General features: G+C 52.6%; 15 protein-coding genes. 5 read left to right on the forward strand and 10 right to left on the reverse strand.

Annotated elements, in window-relative coordinates:
• The first annotated feature begins 485 nt into the window (after positions 1-485).
• On the forward strand, positions 486-1343 hold the full coding sequence (locus NP590_RS07190) for a TOBE domain-containing protein (protein WP_256601631.1): 858 nt from the start codon (positions 486-488) through the stop codon (positions 1341-1343).
• Here the strand turns inward: NP590_RS07190 and NP590_RS07195 are convergent.
• Entirely contained in the window at positions 1323-2915 is a 1593-nt protein-coding gene (locus NP590_RS07195; RefSeq protein ID WP_256601632.1) for a phospholipase D-like domain-containing protein, read from the reverse strand. The genes NP590_RS07190 and NP590_RS07195 overlap by 21 nt on opposite strands.
• Positions 2916-3165: 250 nt before the next feature.
• Here NP590_RS07195 and NP590_RS07200 point away from each other — a divergent pair, with 250 nt between their 5' ends.
• Positions 3166-3426 (forward strand): hypothetical protein, encoded by a 261-nt coding sequence (locus NP590_RS07200; protein ID WP_256601633.1) that lies wholly within the window; start codon positions 3166-3168, stop codon positions 3424-3426.
• A gap of 202 nt (positions 3427-3628) precedes the next feature.
• On the opposite strand, the gene NP590_RS07205 is transcribed toward NP590_RS07200, so the two are convergent.
• From NP590_RS07205 to NP590_RS07215, 3 genes are read right to left on the reverse strand one after another with little or no spacing between them, the layout of a single operon-like run.
• The gene (locus NP590_RS07205) at positions 3629-5098 is read right to left on the reverse strand and encodes an endonuclease/exonuclease/phosphatase family protein (protein ID WP_256601634.1); all 1470 of its coding nucleotides are present in this window, start codon (positions 5096-5098) and stop codon (positions 3629-3631) included.
• Positions 5099-5101: 3 nt separating this feature from the next.
• Positions 5102-6709, reverse strand: coding sequence for a glycoside hydrolase family 57 protein (locus NP590_RS07210; protein WP_256601635.1), 1608 nt, complete (start codon positions 6707-6709; stop codon positions 5102-5104).
• Positions 6702-7388 (reverse strand): DUF4912 domain-containing protein, encoded by a 687-nt coding sequence (locus NP590_RS07215; RefSeq protein WP_256601636.1) that lies wholly within the window; start codon positions 7386-7388, stop codon positions 6702-6704. Before NP590_RS07215 ends, NP590_RS07210 begins: the two co-directional genes overlap by 8 nt.
• A gap of 183 nt (positions 7389-7571) precedes the next feature.
• On the opposite strand from NP590_RS07215, the gene glgX reads away from it, so the two are divergent.
• The gene (glgX, locus tag NP590_RS07220; RefSeq protein ID WP_256601647.1) at positions 7572-9725 is read left to right on the forward strand and encodes a glycogen debranching protein GlgX; all 2154 of its coding nucleotides are present in this window, start codon (positions 7572-7574) and stop codon (positions 9723-9725) included.
• Positions 9726-9798: 73 nt separating this feature from the next.
• On the opposite strand, the gene NP590_RS07225 is transcribed toward glgX, so the two are convergent.
• Positions 9799-10026: a hypothetical protein gene (locus NP590_RS07225; RefSeq protein ID WP_256601637.1), complete on the reverse strand. Its 228-nt coding sequence runs from the start codon at positions 10024-10026 to the stop codon at positions 9799-9801.
• Between the two features lie 120 nt (positions 10027-10146).
• Here NP590_RS07225 and NP590_RS07230 point away from each other — a divergent pair, with 120 nt between their 5' ends.
• Both NP590_RS07230 and NP590_RS07235 read left to right on the forward strand, forming a co-directional pair.
• Entirely contained in the window at positions 10147-10359 is a 213-nt protein-coding gene (locus tag NP590_RS07230) for a hypothetical protein (RefSeq protein WP_256601638.1), read from the forward strand.
• A 167-nt stretch (positions 10360-10526) separates the two neighbouring features.
• Positions 10527-10703 carry a hypothetical protein gene (locus tag NP590_RS07235; RefSeq protein ID WP_256601639.1) on the forward strand — a complete coding sequence of 59 codons (177 nt, stop codon included), beginning with the start codon at positions 10527-10529 and terminating at the stop codon, positions 10701-10703.
• 67 nt (positions 10704-10770) lie between these two features.
• Here NP590_RS07235 and NP590_RS07240 read toward each other — a convergent pair whose 3' ends face one another.
• The 5 genes from NP590_RS07240 to NP590_RS20490 form a co-directional block, all read right to left on the reverse strand.
• Positions 10771-11301, reverse strand: coding sequence for a hypothetical protein (locus NP590_RS07240; protein WP_256601640.1), 531 nt, complete (start codon positions 11299-11301; stop codon positions 10771-10773).
• Positions 11301-11981 (reverse strand): RHS repeat-associated core domain-containing protein, encoded by a 681-nt coding sequence (locus NP590_RS20485; RefSeq protein WP_305888622.1) that lies wholly within the window; start codon positions 11979-11981, stop codon positions 11301-11303. The genes NP590_RS07240 and NP590_RS20485 overlap by 1 nt, the downstream gene beginning before the upstream one ends.
• Positions 11982-12279: 298 nt before the next feature.
• Complete coding sequence (locus NP590_RS07255; RefSeq protein WP_256601641.1) at positions 12280-12690, reverse strand: hypothetical protein; 411 nt, start codon at positions 12688-12690, stop codon at positions 12280-12282.
• The gene (locus NP590_RS07260; protein WP_256601642.1) at positions 12665-13273 is read right to left on the reverse strand and encodes an RHS repeat-associated core domain-containing protein; all 609 of its coding nucleotides are present in this window, start codon (positions 13271-13273) and stop codon (positions 12665-12667) included. The genes NP590_RS07255 and NP590_RS07260 overlap by 26 nt, the downstream gene beginning before the upstream one ends.
• A gap of 597 nt (positions 13274-13870) precedes the next feature.
• Positions 13871-14645, reverse strand: a 775-nt coding sequence (locus tag NP590_RS20490) for an RHS repeat-associated core domain-containing protein (protein WP_305888623.1), incomplete at its 5' end; no start/stop codon positions are given.

Below are 14645 nucleotides of genomic sequence, written 5' to 3' on the forward strand. Positions count from 1 at the left end.
CACACGACATCTCTCCCATCCCCCGAGCGTCCCAAGCGGACCATCAGAATTCGTATGCCATTCCGAAATCTATCCTGCGCTGGCCGACATCGACCGAGCCTTGCCGATACAGCGGATAACTCCAATCCACTTCCGTCACGATACGTTTCGGCACGGTGGAGCAGACAAATTTCTACTTTGTTTACCGACTGCGGTAAGATTCCCGCATCCTAAAAAACGCAGTCGAGCCCATCAAAATCCCGTTCGCCCCGAGCCTGTCGAAGGGTAGGAGGGGATTTTGATGGGCTCACAAAATGGGCGAGAAGGCGAAAACCGCTCATGGTTCGACAGGCTCGCCATTTATGCCCTGTGGGTACGAACGGTTTCCACGCGCCTCAACTGATTTTTTAGGTTCATGTATAAACCCAATTAATGGGCGAAAACCCGACTATTACCGCGATTCGGCGTTTAAACCACTAAGAACGCGCCGATCATATCCAAGCAATATGGCCAAAGATTCGACCCTGAACAAAGACAACCATCCCGATTACCACTGGGTTACCGGCCAATTATGCTTGGCCGGCATGCTGGATACCCGCATGCTTAGCTTACTGAGAGCGATCGAAGCAAGCGGCTCGATCAACCAGGCGGCGAAATTGGCGGGCTTGAGTTATAAGGGCGCTTGGCAGATCATAGAACGGGCCAACAACATGGCGCCCAAGGTGCTGATCTCCACCGCCACCGGCGGCAGCAAGGGCGGCGGCACGCGTTTGACCACGGCAGGTAAAGCCCTGTTGAATCTGTTCACGCAGTTGGAACAGCAACATCGGGCTTTCCTGGCCGAACTCAATCGCAAGCTTACCGACGATCCCGACATGCTGCTGCTGCTAAAACCCCTGGCCGTCAAAACCAGCGCAACCAATCAACTGTTCGGCAGAGTTAGCGAAATAGCGATCGGCGCGGTAAGCATCGAAGTACGCGTGTCCCTGAAAGGTGGCGATCACGTGGTCGCGTCCGTTACCCTGGACGAATGGCGCACCCTGGCTCTCGACGTCGGCAGCGAGGTGTTGGTGCTGGTCAATGCCTCGGAAATCATGCTGGCCGTGGAAACGCTGCCGCCGCTGTCGGCCCGCAACAGCCTGAAAGGACGGGTGATACGCATACTGCAAGACGGCGTGGACGCCGAAGTGATTTTGCGCCTGCCGGGCGGGGATACCCTGTCGGCTTCGATCACCCTGGCCAGTTTGCGTAACCTGAACTTGAAGAAAAACAGCGCCTGCCACGCGTTGTTCAAAAGCAACGCGCCGATTCTGGCGGCCTTGCCGACCGAGGCCGCGCCGATTTCAGTAATAGACCCGGAATGAGCGCTGGATTTGATCGAACTCGTATAGATAAGGTTTGGCCACATCGTGGTTGGCGGCCACCACGATCAAGTCGTGCGAGAACACCGAAGTGTTATACCAATTGAAACTGCCTTCGATGACGATGTAATTGTCTATCACGCAATACTTGGAATGTATCGGCGAATACGGCACCGGATGATCGTCCTGCCCGTACACCAAACCTACCCGGATTCCGCCCCACTTTAAGCGCTGCACGGCGGGCAACAAGGGCCGGTTCAATTCCTCGTGCATCGGCCTTTCCACGCCGATACGGCCCTGGCGGGCCAGATGGCCGTTGAACAGAATCTGCACGTCCACGCCGCGCTCCTTGGCCTGTATCAAGGCATTCACCACGCTGTCGTGATGGTCTCCCAGCAAATCGCCGATCAAAAACAGGCAGATCTTGATCGAATGCCGGGCCCGGTGAATTTCCGCCAGAATGGCGTGATGCGGGCGATAGACCTTACCGTTAGCCATGGTGTGCCGGCCGAAGGTATACAACAGGTTGAACGGGCTGAGCGGGTCGATGCCGTATTTTTGGATCACCCCGCCGCGCTGGCTTTGGAAAATATTGTCCAGCAAGCGGCACACGCCCTTGGAATGAAAGGTCATGCCGGATTCCCAGTTGGCCCACCAGCGGTCGAAGGTGATATTGAACGAGCCCAAAATACAGTCTTCGTCATTGAAAATCACGAACTTGGTATGCATGTCGGGCTCGACTTCGATCAAATGATGCTTGGGCGTGCAGAACACGCCGATCAGCTCAATGCCGGAGCGCTTCAAATTGGCGTAAGTCTGACTGTTGGTCAAGGTCATCTTGCGCCAATCCACCACGCATTGCACCCACACCCCCTGATGGCTGGCGTGGATCAGATGATTCACAAAGTCGTTGTCGTCTATGCAGTCCACGCTGACTTTAATGGTACACAGCCGGTTGGGATTATCCCGCTTGGCCATGATCACCTTGTCGATATGATCGTGAATAAAGCGTTTGGGGTGGTAGGGATGGTATTGCTGGCCCTTGGTGAATTTCGGGATCAGGTTCAGCGAATGAAAGTGATGGTTGTACCAGTCCACATCGGCTTGCAGTTCGCCGGGATTCAGCTCGTAGGTGCGGTAATAATTGGCCGTGGCGTGTTCGTCGGTAATGGTGCGCTGCTGATGATTGCCGTCCTGCAACTGATACCAGTCCATGAAGATGTATTCGCTACGCGAGGCGATGGAGTGTTCGCCCAGATGCACGATAAACGAAAACTTGATGCAGTTGATTTTGCCGAAATGCGCCGAACTGGGCAGGATGAAAAAATCCCGGGTGGCGCGCTTGTGCCGGTCCCATTGAATATCGTAGGCATCGGTATCGACAATGTATTTTTCGCAAACGTTGTCCCGATAAATCCACAGAATCACTTTCAGATTGGCCGACATGCCGTGAAACATATCGAACTCCAGCCTGCCCCAACGCAGATTAAAGGTATCCTTGAAATCGTTTACGCGCTGGAAATAGCCCCCCAGCTTGCCGAATACGGGTTTTGCATACTGTTCTGCGACTTGCATATCGTTGTCCGGAATAAATCAGTTAAGGGATTATGCACCAATTGGCCTTGGGATTCAGGTTTGCCGCTTCATGGAATGGCCGTTTTACCGTTGTCAAGTCTTCGCATCAAAAAACCGTCTAAAAAATCGATTGATTTTTGAATCGAAATTGCTAATTTGATCACGTTATTTTTTTAAAATAACAGGTCTGGAAAAGACTCTTTTCCTGGTAACGATGACTCGACACTCCGCAAGGAGATTGGAGCATGCCATGAATAAAATAACCCCCCATCTACTGAGAGATCTGGATTCCACCTTGCCTCGCGGCACGGAATGTTACCTGCGCCCTTCCGCGCGCGCGGCCCTGGCCAAATACCGCAACGGCAAACAGCCGGCCAGCTTCGTCGGCAAGGAAGCCGCCCTGCCGCTGCTGACCCAAGGCTTGGGGCGCGGCCTGAAACGCTTTTTGATCAAGGAAGTACGCGCGGCATTGCCGGCCGAACGCGCCTGCTCGCCGGAAAGAATGGCTTGAGCAAGCGGGCGCGCTTCCATAAGCACCACCAAAGAAACCGACACTTAGGATTTCGCCTGTAATAACTTCCCTGTTTATATCCCTCTCCCGAAGGGAGGGGGAACAGAATGCGGAAAGGTATTTTCAAGCACATCTTAATCATGCCCGACAGCTATCCCCCCCCTGCACGCGGGGGATAGTCCCTTCGGCAAATCGCCGATTGCTATTTCGGCTCGAAGCTCATCAAGTAGCCGACGTGGTCGGACACCCGGCCGTAATCCCATTCGGTAAACAACAGCCGCGCGGAAGTCACTTGCAGCCCGCTGTGCTTGTTCATGAAGATGTAATCGATGCGGTAATCGTCCGCCAGCCAATCGCCCCAGTGAACATCGTTGACCCGAAAGACTTTCTCGAACAATCCGCTGTGATTGGCGGCCAGATATTGATCTTCGTATTGGTTGCCGTTGACCACCTGTTTATAGCCCAGGGAACCGGCGGCGACGTTGAAATCCCCGCACAATAGGGTGGCGCTGACCGATGCGTCGCGCAGACTGTCGGCCCATTCGCTCAGTCGTTGGAATTGTTGCTGAAAGCCGTCTTCCCACCAGCTTAAATGGGCCGAAAACACATTGACCTCCCCCATGTAGGGTACTTGCACCCGCGCCATTACCACCTTGCGGGAATGAATGCTGAAGGCGTCGTCGCTGTCCGAAACGTAGCGGGATTGGGCATTGTGCAAGGGATAGCGGCTTAATATCGCCACTCCCTCGCGGTATTTGTCGAAACCCAGATGCGACCAGTCCGTGTAAAGATGCATGGACCGTTTCAGACGCTGGTTGATGATATTGGCGGCATTGGAATCCCAGTCGCCCCGGCCGTCGTTCCAGTGCTCGGCCACTTCCTGAAAACACACTACATCCGCCGCCTGTTCGTCGATGGCCCTGGCGATCAACGACAACTTATCGTCCTGCCCTTCTTCCTGGTAACAATGCAGATTCAAGACCATTACCTTGAACGGCTCGCGAGCGGCCTTGTAATCCTTGCCGCCGTTGTTGTCCCAAATGTCGCGCGGCGCGGTCCGGCAACAAACGCTGTAACGCAAGGCAAACGCCTCCTCCACCTTCAAACGGGCCGTCCAGACCTGAGCGCCGCGCTGCTTCAGGCGCCTGCTGCGATGACACTCGGTTTGCCGGGTGTGCCGCCAATTGTCGTCCGTCCAATGCAGAATCACGCTTTCCGCCCTCACCTCCGGGTCGACCGCGACCTTGACTTGCAGAAACTGCTGCCCCTGATCCAACTTGGGGTGTATCGCCAGATTCTGCACCTGCACACCGCGTCCCAAAGTGACTCCGCTGCCCGACCTGGATTGAAAATTCCAGCCGCCGTTGTTATTCCAAAACTCCCCGGCCCGGCAGCGCAAGCGCAGGGCAAAACTGATGTTTCCGGCCAGCTCGCGCCCGCTTTTGCCGTTTAACACCAGCCTTGCCCGCCAAAACTCGCGCCGCTCGCCGTGCGGACCCAGATATTGGGCCGACAGGGTATGCCACTCGCCATCAGCACCCGCCCACGCCACATCGACCTGCTTATCGAAATCCAGATTATCCACGGCCAGTAAAAACGCTATGACCTGCTGATTGCCGGTTTTTTTGCGGGCGACGGTGTTTTCCACCGCTAAACATTCAATGGCGGCCATGGTTTACTCCTTGGGCTTGCTGGGGCGGTAATCGCGAAAATCGATATCCGGAAAAATATCGTCCATCACTTCCAACGCGGTCAGATAGCGCTCGTCTATGCGATTCTTGCGTATGCACTCATGCAGATAATTGAAGCGCGCCAAATGATCGGTAAAGCGTTTCTTGGCATATTCGGCCGTGGTACCGGCCTTGAGGATAAAGGGCCAATCGGAAGCCTGCGCCAGCAATAGCGACCTCAAGGCCTGATTCAAGGCCCGTTTTTGCAGTTCGCTGACCTTAAAGGCCGTCAGATCGCCGACCATTTTTTCCATTTCGTTGCCGGCCTGATGCAGCAGGGGATAAATCCAGTCGTTGGTCTCGTTCAGCCAAAAATCCGCGTAACCCTGGTCGCCCCAGGTCGACATGGCCGGCACGGCTTGCTGCCGCACCGGTTGGCCTTGCAGATAATCACTACAGCTTACCGTTTGCAGGCCGCTATCTTCCCGGCCGGCCAAGCGCAGCAACTGCTCCAGCCACAAGGGGCCTTCATGCCACCAATGCCCGAACAATTCCGCGTCGTAGGGCGCGACGATCATGGGCGGCTGGGTCATCGCCGGACTCAAGGCTTGAATTTGCCGCCGACGCTGATCGATAAAATCCTCGGCGTGCCGACGGACGGTCTCCAACGCCCTGTCCGGCTGGTAGACCGCCTTGACCGGCGCATCGCGCCCGGTAATCCGATAATATTTTATCCCGGTATTGATGCGGGTATCCCCGTCCAGGATGTAGGGCGCGATGTAATCCAAGGGCAGGTCGAAACCGATATCGCGGTAATATTCGCGGTAATTCGGGTCGCCTGGATAGCCTTGTTCGGCGCTCCAGACCTGCTGGGAACATGCAGGGTCGCGGCCGAAGGCCATCACCCCGTTCCCGCAGTCCAGCGGCGCATAGACGCCATCGCGCGGTGCCTGACTGGCATCCATGATGCCGTGGCTGTCGACAAAAAAGTAAGCCACGCCGGCATCCCGCAACAGCTCTTCCAGGCCCGGATAAAAACCGCATTCAGGCAACCAGAAGCCGGCGGGAGCGAAGCCGAAGCAAGCCTTGAAGCTATCGATGCCGACTTTAATCTGGGTTCGCACCGCCGCTTCGCTGACGTTCAGCAAGGGCAAAAAACCGTGGGTAGCCGCCGTGGTGATCAATTCCAGCCGGCCGCCACGGCTATGCTTGGCAAACGCCGCCAGCAAATCGCCCTGATAATGGTTTTGGTAACAATGCAAGGCCTCCAGATAAGCCCGCCGATAGCCCTTGGCTAATTCCTGTAGCGCCGGCTGGCCTTCGGTGCGCACCACCTCCTTCCCGGCCAATTCCAGCAGTTTATACAGGTGCCTTAAGTAGCGCTCGCGCAGCAATTCATCCCGTAGCATGGTCATCAGCGGCGGCGACAACGACAAGGTCAGCCGGCATTGCACGTCGTCCCGCTGCAAGCGGTCCAGCATGGCGATCAAAGGCAGGTAACACTCGGTGATGGCCTCAAACAACCAGTTTTCCTCAAAAAAACTGTCATATTCCGGATGATGCACGTAGGGAAGATGCGCATGCAGAACGATGCAGAGATAGCCTTTATTCATCGTGAAAGTTCTTTCCTTGACCGGAGGCGGTTTTGCCGGCGGACGCCGCGTTATTCAAGGCCGGCATTATAAACGGAAGCATGGCGTCCGGCAGTTCCGCCCGCCGATCGGGCCTGACGGCATGCGGCGTCGAGGCCGTATTCGAATACACCCACGGCTTGAACTCCCCTTGCCCGGCCTTTTCGCCCAAGACGGCGCGGTAGCGCGCGTCGGCGCTAGTTGCCAACGCTTCCGGCAGCCAGACATCCCGTTGCCCATCCGCGCCGCTGACGCCGAGATCGAACCAAGCCGGTTCGGCATCCGCCCGCTCGAGCGGCTTCGAGGACGCTTTAGCATCGGCATAAATGCGCAAGGTCATGGCGCCGGACTGGTCCGGCCGGTTCGGGCTGTCCGCCGACAAGCCTTTTGCGATATGCCAATAGACATGCAGGCGGCGCGGCGACACCGGCAGCAATACCAGTCTCGCCCGATGGCTGGCTTTATTCGGCGAGTACTCCCGGCTGATTTGCCGGCTGATTTCCAGCAATTCCCTTGGCGTGAAGCGACTGTTGGCCCTTGGCGCCACCCGGCTGGCAAACAGGCGCGGCGAGAAATCGCGGCTGATGTGTTGACCGATAATGCACATTTCCTGCCGTGACAGCACGATAGGCGGACGAACGTCTGAGCTCGAAAAGGGCATTAGCGGCCTGAAAAGTTGATTCGATTCGATACGAGCCTGCAAAAACAACCGCAATTTAACGCAAACGCGGGCAGGAATAGGCTCAAACTCTACCTGTTGCCGATTATTTGCGCAAGATAAGGCCCGAATCGACCCCATTTGCAGTAGAATCACGAGCAACAAAAAATGCGTTTATCCAATACCATGCATAAAAAGTACACTTTACGATCCGGCAGTCCGTATCCGCATGGCGCCCAATTCAGCGAGGACGGTGTCAATTTTTCGATTTCCAGCCGCCATGCCACGCAAGTGGAATTATTGCTGTTTGCCCATCACAACAGCCCGGCCCCCTTCCAGTCCATCGTTTTGGACAAAAACAAAAACCACACCTTCTTTTCCTGGCATGTGTTTGTGGAAAAACTGCCGGCCGGCACTTGGTACGGCTGGCGCATAGACGGCCCGTCGCTTACCCGCGAATCCGGCCTGCGCTTCGACAAGGAAAAACTGCTGGTCGACCCTTGGGCGCGAGCGGTCAGCGATAAAATTTGGCAACGCGCCGCCGCCTGCCTGCCCGGCGACAACAGCCATTGCGCCATGCGCGCGGCGGTGGTGGATGACCGCTATGACTGGGAAAACGATGTTCCACTGGCAATCCGTAGCGAAAAAGCCATCATTTACGAATTGCACGTGGGCGGTTTTACCCGCCACCCGTCCGCCAAGGTCAAACACCCCGGCACTTTTGCCGGCCTGATCGAGAAAATCCCCTATTTGCAGGATTTGGGGATAACCCATGTCGAACTGCTACCCGTCATGGCTTTCGACGAGCAGGACGTGCCGCCGCACACCGCCGAACTACAACTGCACAATTATTGGGGATACAGCACCCACAGCTTCTTCAGCCCGCACCCCGGCTACTGCGTCACCCCGCAGCAGGCCAGCCACATCCGCGAATTCCGCGATCTGGTCAAGGCCATGCACAAGGCCGGCATCGGCGTCATCATGGACGTGGTGTTTAACCACACCTCGGAAGCCGGCGCCGAAGGCCCGGTCATCAATTTCAAGGGCATCACCGGCAACAGTTTCTATTTGACCGACAAGTTCGACAAACGCATTTTTCACGATTACACCGGCTGTGGCAACACCGTCAACGCCAACCATCCCCTGGTCAGCAACTTCATCATCAGCTGCCTAGAATATTGGGTGCGTGAAATGCACGTCGACGGCTTCCGTTTCGATCTGGCCAGCGCGCTGGCGCGCGGAGAAGACGGCCAGGTCATGCAGGATCCGCCGGTGGTATGGGGCATAGAACTGTCGCAAAAGCTGGCCAAAACCAAATTGATCGCCGAAGCCTGGGACGCCTCCGGCCTGTATCAGGTTGGTAGCTTTCCCGGTTACCGCTGGGGCGAATGGAACGGCATGTATCGGGACGCCTTGCGGCGTTTTTTGCGCGGCGATCCCGGCGTTGCCAACGAAGTGGCCACCCGCATCTGCGGCAGCAGCGATTTGTACCAGCATCAGGGCCGGCTGCCCATCAGCGGCATCAATTTCATTACCTGCCACGACGGTTTTACCTTGAACGACCTGTTCAGTTACAACCACAAGCATAATGCCGCCAACGGCGAACACAACCGGGACGGTTGCAACAACAACCTGAGTTACAACTGCGGTGCCGAAGGCCCCACCGCCAACGGCGCCATCAATGTACTCAGACGCAAGCAAGCCAAAAACGCCTTTGCCATTTTATTGCTCAGCCACGGCGTACCCATGCTGCTGGCCGGCGATGAATTTCTGCATAGCCAGCAAGGCAACAACAACTGTTATTGCCAGGACAACGAACTCAGCTGGCTGAACTGGGCGGACAGCAAGCAAAATGCCGACGTGCTACGTTTTGTTAGGCAAATGATTCAGCTGCGCAAACGCCACCCTTCCCTGATGCGGCGCAATTTCCTGACCGGCGGCATCCTGGAGCACCGGGGCATGGCGGATATCACCTGGCACGGCATAACCCCTGACCAACCGCCGGCCTGGAACAATTCGGACAACCGTTTTCTGGCTTTCACGCTGGCCGGCCTCGAGGAAGGCGACGCGGATTTGCACGTGGTGATGAACATGTCCGACGACAAATTCGATCTGCACTTGCCCAGCGTGCCGGATAGGACCTGGTGTCTGGCGGTGGATACCTCCCTAAAGTCACCGCACGACATCATCCCTCCCGAGCAGCAAAAGCCGCTGAAAAAGCCGCTTTATCCGATGGACAGCCGCTCGGTGGTGGTATTTGAAAATGTCGAAAACGACATGCTCGGCAACGCCGCGCCGGGCTTCTTCAGCAAACTGGCTCACATGCGGATATTCGATTAACCGACGAAGAAGACTTTAGTCATAACATAAATGGCCGCCCGGAATCGATGCGGTTTTCGCGACAGATGCGCACTCATTGTAGCCCAATGGTATGCGATGCATACCCGCAAGGCTGATCAGGCGCTGGTGTTGCCAAGGCAATGAGGCGGTTGTTGAGATAGATGTATTCTTTTTGCGGACTGCCATTGACGCCGGTTTCGGCGATCAGTTGCCCAACTTGATTGTAGTGGGAGTGCGTCGTAGCGGTTGGCGTGGTCTTTTTTACCCGTTCGCCGAAGGCGTTGTAGGTGTATTCAGCCACATTGCTGCCGCTGTTGCCTTACGGCACTCAGTCGGTTACGCTCGTTGTAACGCGATAAGGTGCGCCGCAGACTGCATAGCTCGGCACATCCTATCGGCGCTATCGGCGCACCTTATCGCGTTGATCAAATTTCAACCGGTACGGTTGGTCAATTTTCGCCCGGCGCCAACAAACAAGTTGATTTTAAATCCGGGGCAGACGCGAAGGCAGGCCAAGAGAGACAAGTTCGCGACGCCGCAGGCCGAAAAGCCGGAGCCCGCCGCCACGCAGGCGGCGGACAAGGCTAAGGGACTCGTCTGGAATCCGAACTGTAATAAGGAAGATTTGATTTGAAGCCAGCACTGCCGAGGGTTGATCTCGGCGGCTTTGGGTTTTAAACAATTTGGCGGAACCTGTGAGCGGTTCCGCCTGGTGTGTCTAAAGCCATAATACGCGACCGATGCGCCTCCTTGCGTCGGCAGCATCCTATAGGTTGTCAGGATTCAGCGCACCTTATCGCGTTGATAAAAAAAGAATCGTTACAGCGTGACATTGAGGCGATGGAGCGGGAAAAACAACAGCGCTTGGAACAAGACGCGGCAGCAACCGATCAAGGGCCTTCGGCGGCTGATAGCCCTGTAGGCAAGGTTAAAACCTTGACGGTGAATAAAGGATTTGGGCAATCCATGCGCATGTAGGGCTAGCAGTCGGCGGAACCTTTGGCCGGTTCCGCCTTTTACGCTGGCAATGCCAAATCACAGGAACTTATTGCCGCTTTTCTTTTTTATAACCTACAAAACCAGTTGTACGCCAATCGGCCAAATCACCCACTTTATTAAGATATTCTTTAATTTGAGTGTTATTGCCCTGATCTAATAAAGCAATCATTCGAACATTGAGGGGGGCACACGTTTTTGACTCATATAATCCAAAACCAAAATCAAGGCTATTTAAAACTTCTTTATCAAGTTGCCCAATTACTGATTTATTAAAATAGATTACACCATCTTTATTAATAAAATATGCCCCATCTTTTGCCTTTACTCGCATTCTAATATTTTCAAACCAATCTTCTTTTGCAGGCTTTGAATTAAGTATAAGCTGAGAAAAATCGTCCTTATACATCAAAAAACCATCTGGTTTATTTTTTAAGTCTTTGATCTTAACTGGTAAATACGTGTCGTCACCAAAGAAGAAAAAGTAAACCTTCAACATATCACTACGATTACAAGCCAATGTGCTTCCAGATATGCTTAGCAAAGTAACAAATAAAATTAATGACTTAAATATTATCATCAGTATTTTGTCCTGCTTGGCAAGCCAAGCTCTTGCCTAATTGGGTTTTTATTGGCATTAACATTGTTCATTCTATTTGGCCCATCATCTTCAATGCCCGTTGCCGCATGACCTATCTCATGCCCTAAAATTGATTCCGTAGGGGCTGGCTGAGAGCCTTCGGTTGTATTCACCCTTGGGTGATATGTAGGATCAACTGTAATAGTTTTACTTACTTCATGATAAAAAGTTTTATCGGGTTTGAATCCAGGAATTTTGTAAGGAAACTTATTAGTAATGAGATAAGTGTCAGGTGAATTTTCTAAAGTTTCACACAGTTGACGACCTTTCTCAGTTGTCTTTATTTTATTGTAGGCATTCTGTAGGGATTGAACAGCTTTATCAGGGCCATCAAAATCAACAACTAGCCCGGATGGATCAGTCCACCGCAAAGGGTTGTTGTAGGCGTAGGCATAAGTATTAACGCCCCCACTCAACCCAATCGGGTCGCTTTGGAGATACCGCCCAATCCCCGGATCGTAATACCGCTGCATATTGTAATGCCAGCCGCTTTCCCAGTCATAGTATTGGCCGGGCAGACGCAGGTTTTGTACCGTGCCGGCATGGGTAACCGAGGCTTTGCCGAAGGGGTCGTAGTCGACGGCCCAGATTATTTGCCCCTGTTGATTCGTCAGTTTCAACGCGATAAGGTGCGCCGATAGGATGTGCCGACGTAAGGAGGCGCATCTGTCGCGACCGTTGCGCCTCGCATAGCTCGGCACAACCTATGCAGTCTGCTGCGCACCTTATCGCGTTTATCATCAAGGTATATCGCGTTCCGCGCATTCCCCCGCGACGTCACGTGATATAACCCGCCCGCTAATTCTAATCTGAGTGGTCTAGCCATGGCTGTTAGGATAGGCCATATTTGCTTGATTGCAAGACCTGACCCCAATGTCTTCTCCAATGTCCTTCATGACCCCAATGTCCTTGAATTGATCAACGTATTTTCTTGAAATATGCCGGTTCATACCAGCCATTTACATGAACTATATAATAAATATCCGTTGGTTTGGATGTGGGCGGACAACAATCTTGCCGACCCATTTCCAACATTTGCCAACCCCACCAATGATAAATCAGCCAATTTTGAAAACCTTTAACGGACAAATTCTCTTGTGGCGGCCCTATCTTTTGATAAATATCACCAAAATTCATATTAGAAAAATCTGATGACCAAGCTTCAGGAATTTGTTGACCATAGTTAACCACAATTACTTTTTTGTATGCTAAAGCCGATGCCATCACGAACATGGCAACACAGACAGCTATTATTAAAATTTTCTTAACATTCATAATGTATGGTTTCAGCTGTTTTAAATATTTATTGCCCAATTCTTCGACAGTCACAATGCCTATAAACAGGTGTACCTTGAGGCTCCAGCGATGTATCCCAAGGCCATCCGGTGATATGTGAACCATCTCTCCCGGCACCAATTGATGTTTTTCCGGGTTCAACTACGATAGCGACATGCCCTGAAGCATTGCTATAGGGATAAGCAATTGCCACAGCATCACCGGGTTGTGGATTGTCAGTGACAGGAAAATGAGGAATGTAAGCATTTGGGTCTCCCCACGTACCCGCACTAATTGGGCCACCCAAACCGCTCCAACGTTTAGGTACTACATCTGTATTTTTCAGAGCATTATCAAGAAAAAGATTACATTTGTTTTTGCCGGGACCAGGGCCGTAATTGCCGTTAAAGCCATATCCTGAATCATTATTTAAATTAAGCGCATCCTCTAAAATCTGGGTGCAGTCACACAAACCTAAGGGATCAATATGGGTAAGAGGATTATTCCGCACATAGGTGTAAGTATTAATCCCCCCACTCAACCCAATCGGATCGCTTTGAAGATAACGCGATAAGGTGCGCCGATAGGATGTGCCGACGTAAGGAGGCGCATCTGTCGCGACCGTTGCGCCTCGCATAGCTCGGCACAACCTATGCAGTCTGCTGCGCACCTTATCGCGTTAATTCTAATCTGAGTGGTCTTGCCATGGGTGTTAGGATAGATCATGTTTGCTTGATTGCAAGACCTGACCCCGTAGCCCATTTGACCCCATAGCCCATTTAAAACATAGGTGTAAGTATTAACGCCCCCGCATCACCATATGGGTTACGAGTTCTTAGACCAAAGCTCCCGTAATATAAATTTATCAAGCCAGGAAAGCACAAACAATAATATGGATATAAGCCATAGTCCAACGAGAATATATTCAAAGACTGTGGCAGCAAAAAGCCAATCAATAAAACTTACTTTAGAGACATAGCCTCTATCCAAATAGAACTTAATTGTTAATGCTGAATAGCCGACTATAGACCCACAAATTGGCGAAAGAAATGACCAATAAAATATATGCCAAAGGTTATGTCTTCTAAACATCAATCCAGAAAAAACTATAACAATAAATGTCCCCGCTAGATAAATATTCTGATAATTACCCAGCCTTCTTGGTAAGACATCTATATAAAAATAGGTATAGATCGATATGGCTATCAAACTAATTACTAAGGACCGTATCATATTATCGTCCCTGGAGTTGGCGTAGTGCATTTCCCAATATGGACGGTGTTGGAGTCCCGCCCAAATTCTTGAATGGGCCAATTCCCTGTAAAACACTGCCTGAGCAAGTGGAGCACAACCCTACTGAGCATCCACCTTGAGAGATATTCTCCAGAATTCGTTTCTCTTCTGCCGGGGTCGTATTGAAAGGATATAGTTGGACATCAGGGCCGTCTTCAAGCTGGAAATGGATATAGCCCAGAAGATTTGCATCTTCTCCAGTAAGTGTGTCGCCACTTCCTTTTAACTCTGCCTGATAGCTACCACCAGGATCAAACAAAGTTTGATCTCCATTTCTTTCAACGTACACTCCTGCATGAGTACCAATAATTGGAGTGTTGTTATTGACAATGACCACGGTCAAAAGCCCAAGTGGATCAGTGTAACGAATTGGGTTATTTAAAGCATAGGTGTAAGTATTAATGCCGCCACTCAACCCAATCGGATCGCTTTGAAGATAGCGCCCGATAGCCGGATCGTAATACCGCGCCATATTGTAATGTAAGCCGGTTTCCTGGTCGTAGTATTGGCCGGGGAAGCGCAGGTTTTGGGTGATGGCTGGGTTAACCGGCGTGGCTTTGCCGAACGGGTCGAGTTGGGCGTTCCAGCTGATTTGTCCTAAATGGTTGCTGGTTTTGATCGGTGTGCCAATCGGGTTGTTGTGGTAATACACGACATTCCAGTTGGCGACGTCGCCGTAATAGTCGTAGTCCCGATAATCAACCCGAGCCAAGGGC

Source organism: Methylomonas subterranea (assembly GCF_024505185.1).
GTDB lineage: Bacteria > Pseudomonadota > Gammaproteobacteria > Methylococcales > Methylomonadaceae > Methylomonas > Methylomonas subterranea.

What these genes read in the sequence shown, in the direction of transcription:
- NP590_RS07210 (WP_256601635.1), bottom strand. Translation starts at nt 6,709, where the DNA reads ATGAATAAAGGCTATCTCTGCATCGTTCTGCATGCGCATCTTCCCTAC.
- NP590_RS07195 (WP_256601632.1), bottom strand. Translation starts at nt 2,915, where the DNA reads ATGCAAGTCGCAGAACAGTATGCAAAACCCGTATTCGGCAAGCTGGGG.
- NP590_RS07240 (WP_256601640.1), bottom strand. Translation starts at nt 11,301, where the DNA reads ATGATAATATTTAAGTCATTAATTTTATTTGTTACTTTGCTAAGCATA.
- glgX (WP_256601647.1), top strand. Translation starts at nt 7,572, where the DNA reads ATGCATAAAAAGTACACTTTACGATCCGGCAGTCCGTATCCGCATGGC.
- NP590_RS07190 (WP_256601631.1), top strand. Translation starts at nt 486, where the DNA reads ATGGCCAAAGATTCGACCCTGAACAAAGACAACCATCCCGATTACCAC.
- NP590_RS07200 (WP_256601633.1), top strand. Translation starts at nt 3,166, where the DNA reads ATGAATAAAATAACCCCCCATCTACTGAGAGATCTGGATTCCACCTTG.
- NP590_RS07205 (WP_256601634.1), bottom strand. Translation starts at nt 5,098, where the DNA reads ATGGCCGCCATTGAATGTTTAGCGGTGGAAAACACCGTCGCCCGCAAA.
- NP590_RS07260 (WP_256601642.1), bottom strand. Translation starts at nt 13,273, where the DNA reads ATGCGAGGCGCAACGGTCGCGACAGATGCGCCTCCTTACGTCGGCACA.
- NP590_RS07215 (WP_256601636.1), bottom strand. Translation starts at nt 7,388, where the DNA reads ATGCCCTTTTCGAGCTCAGACGTTCGTCCGCCTATCGTGCTGTCACGG.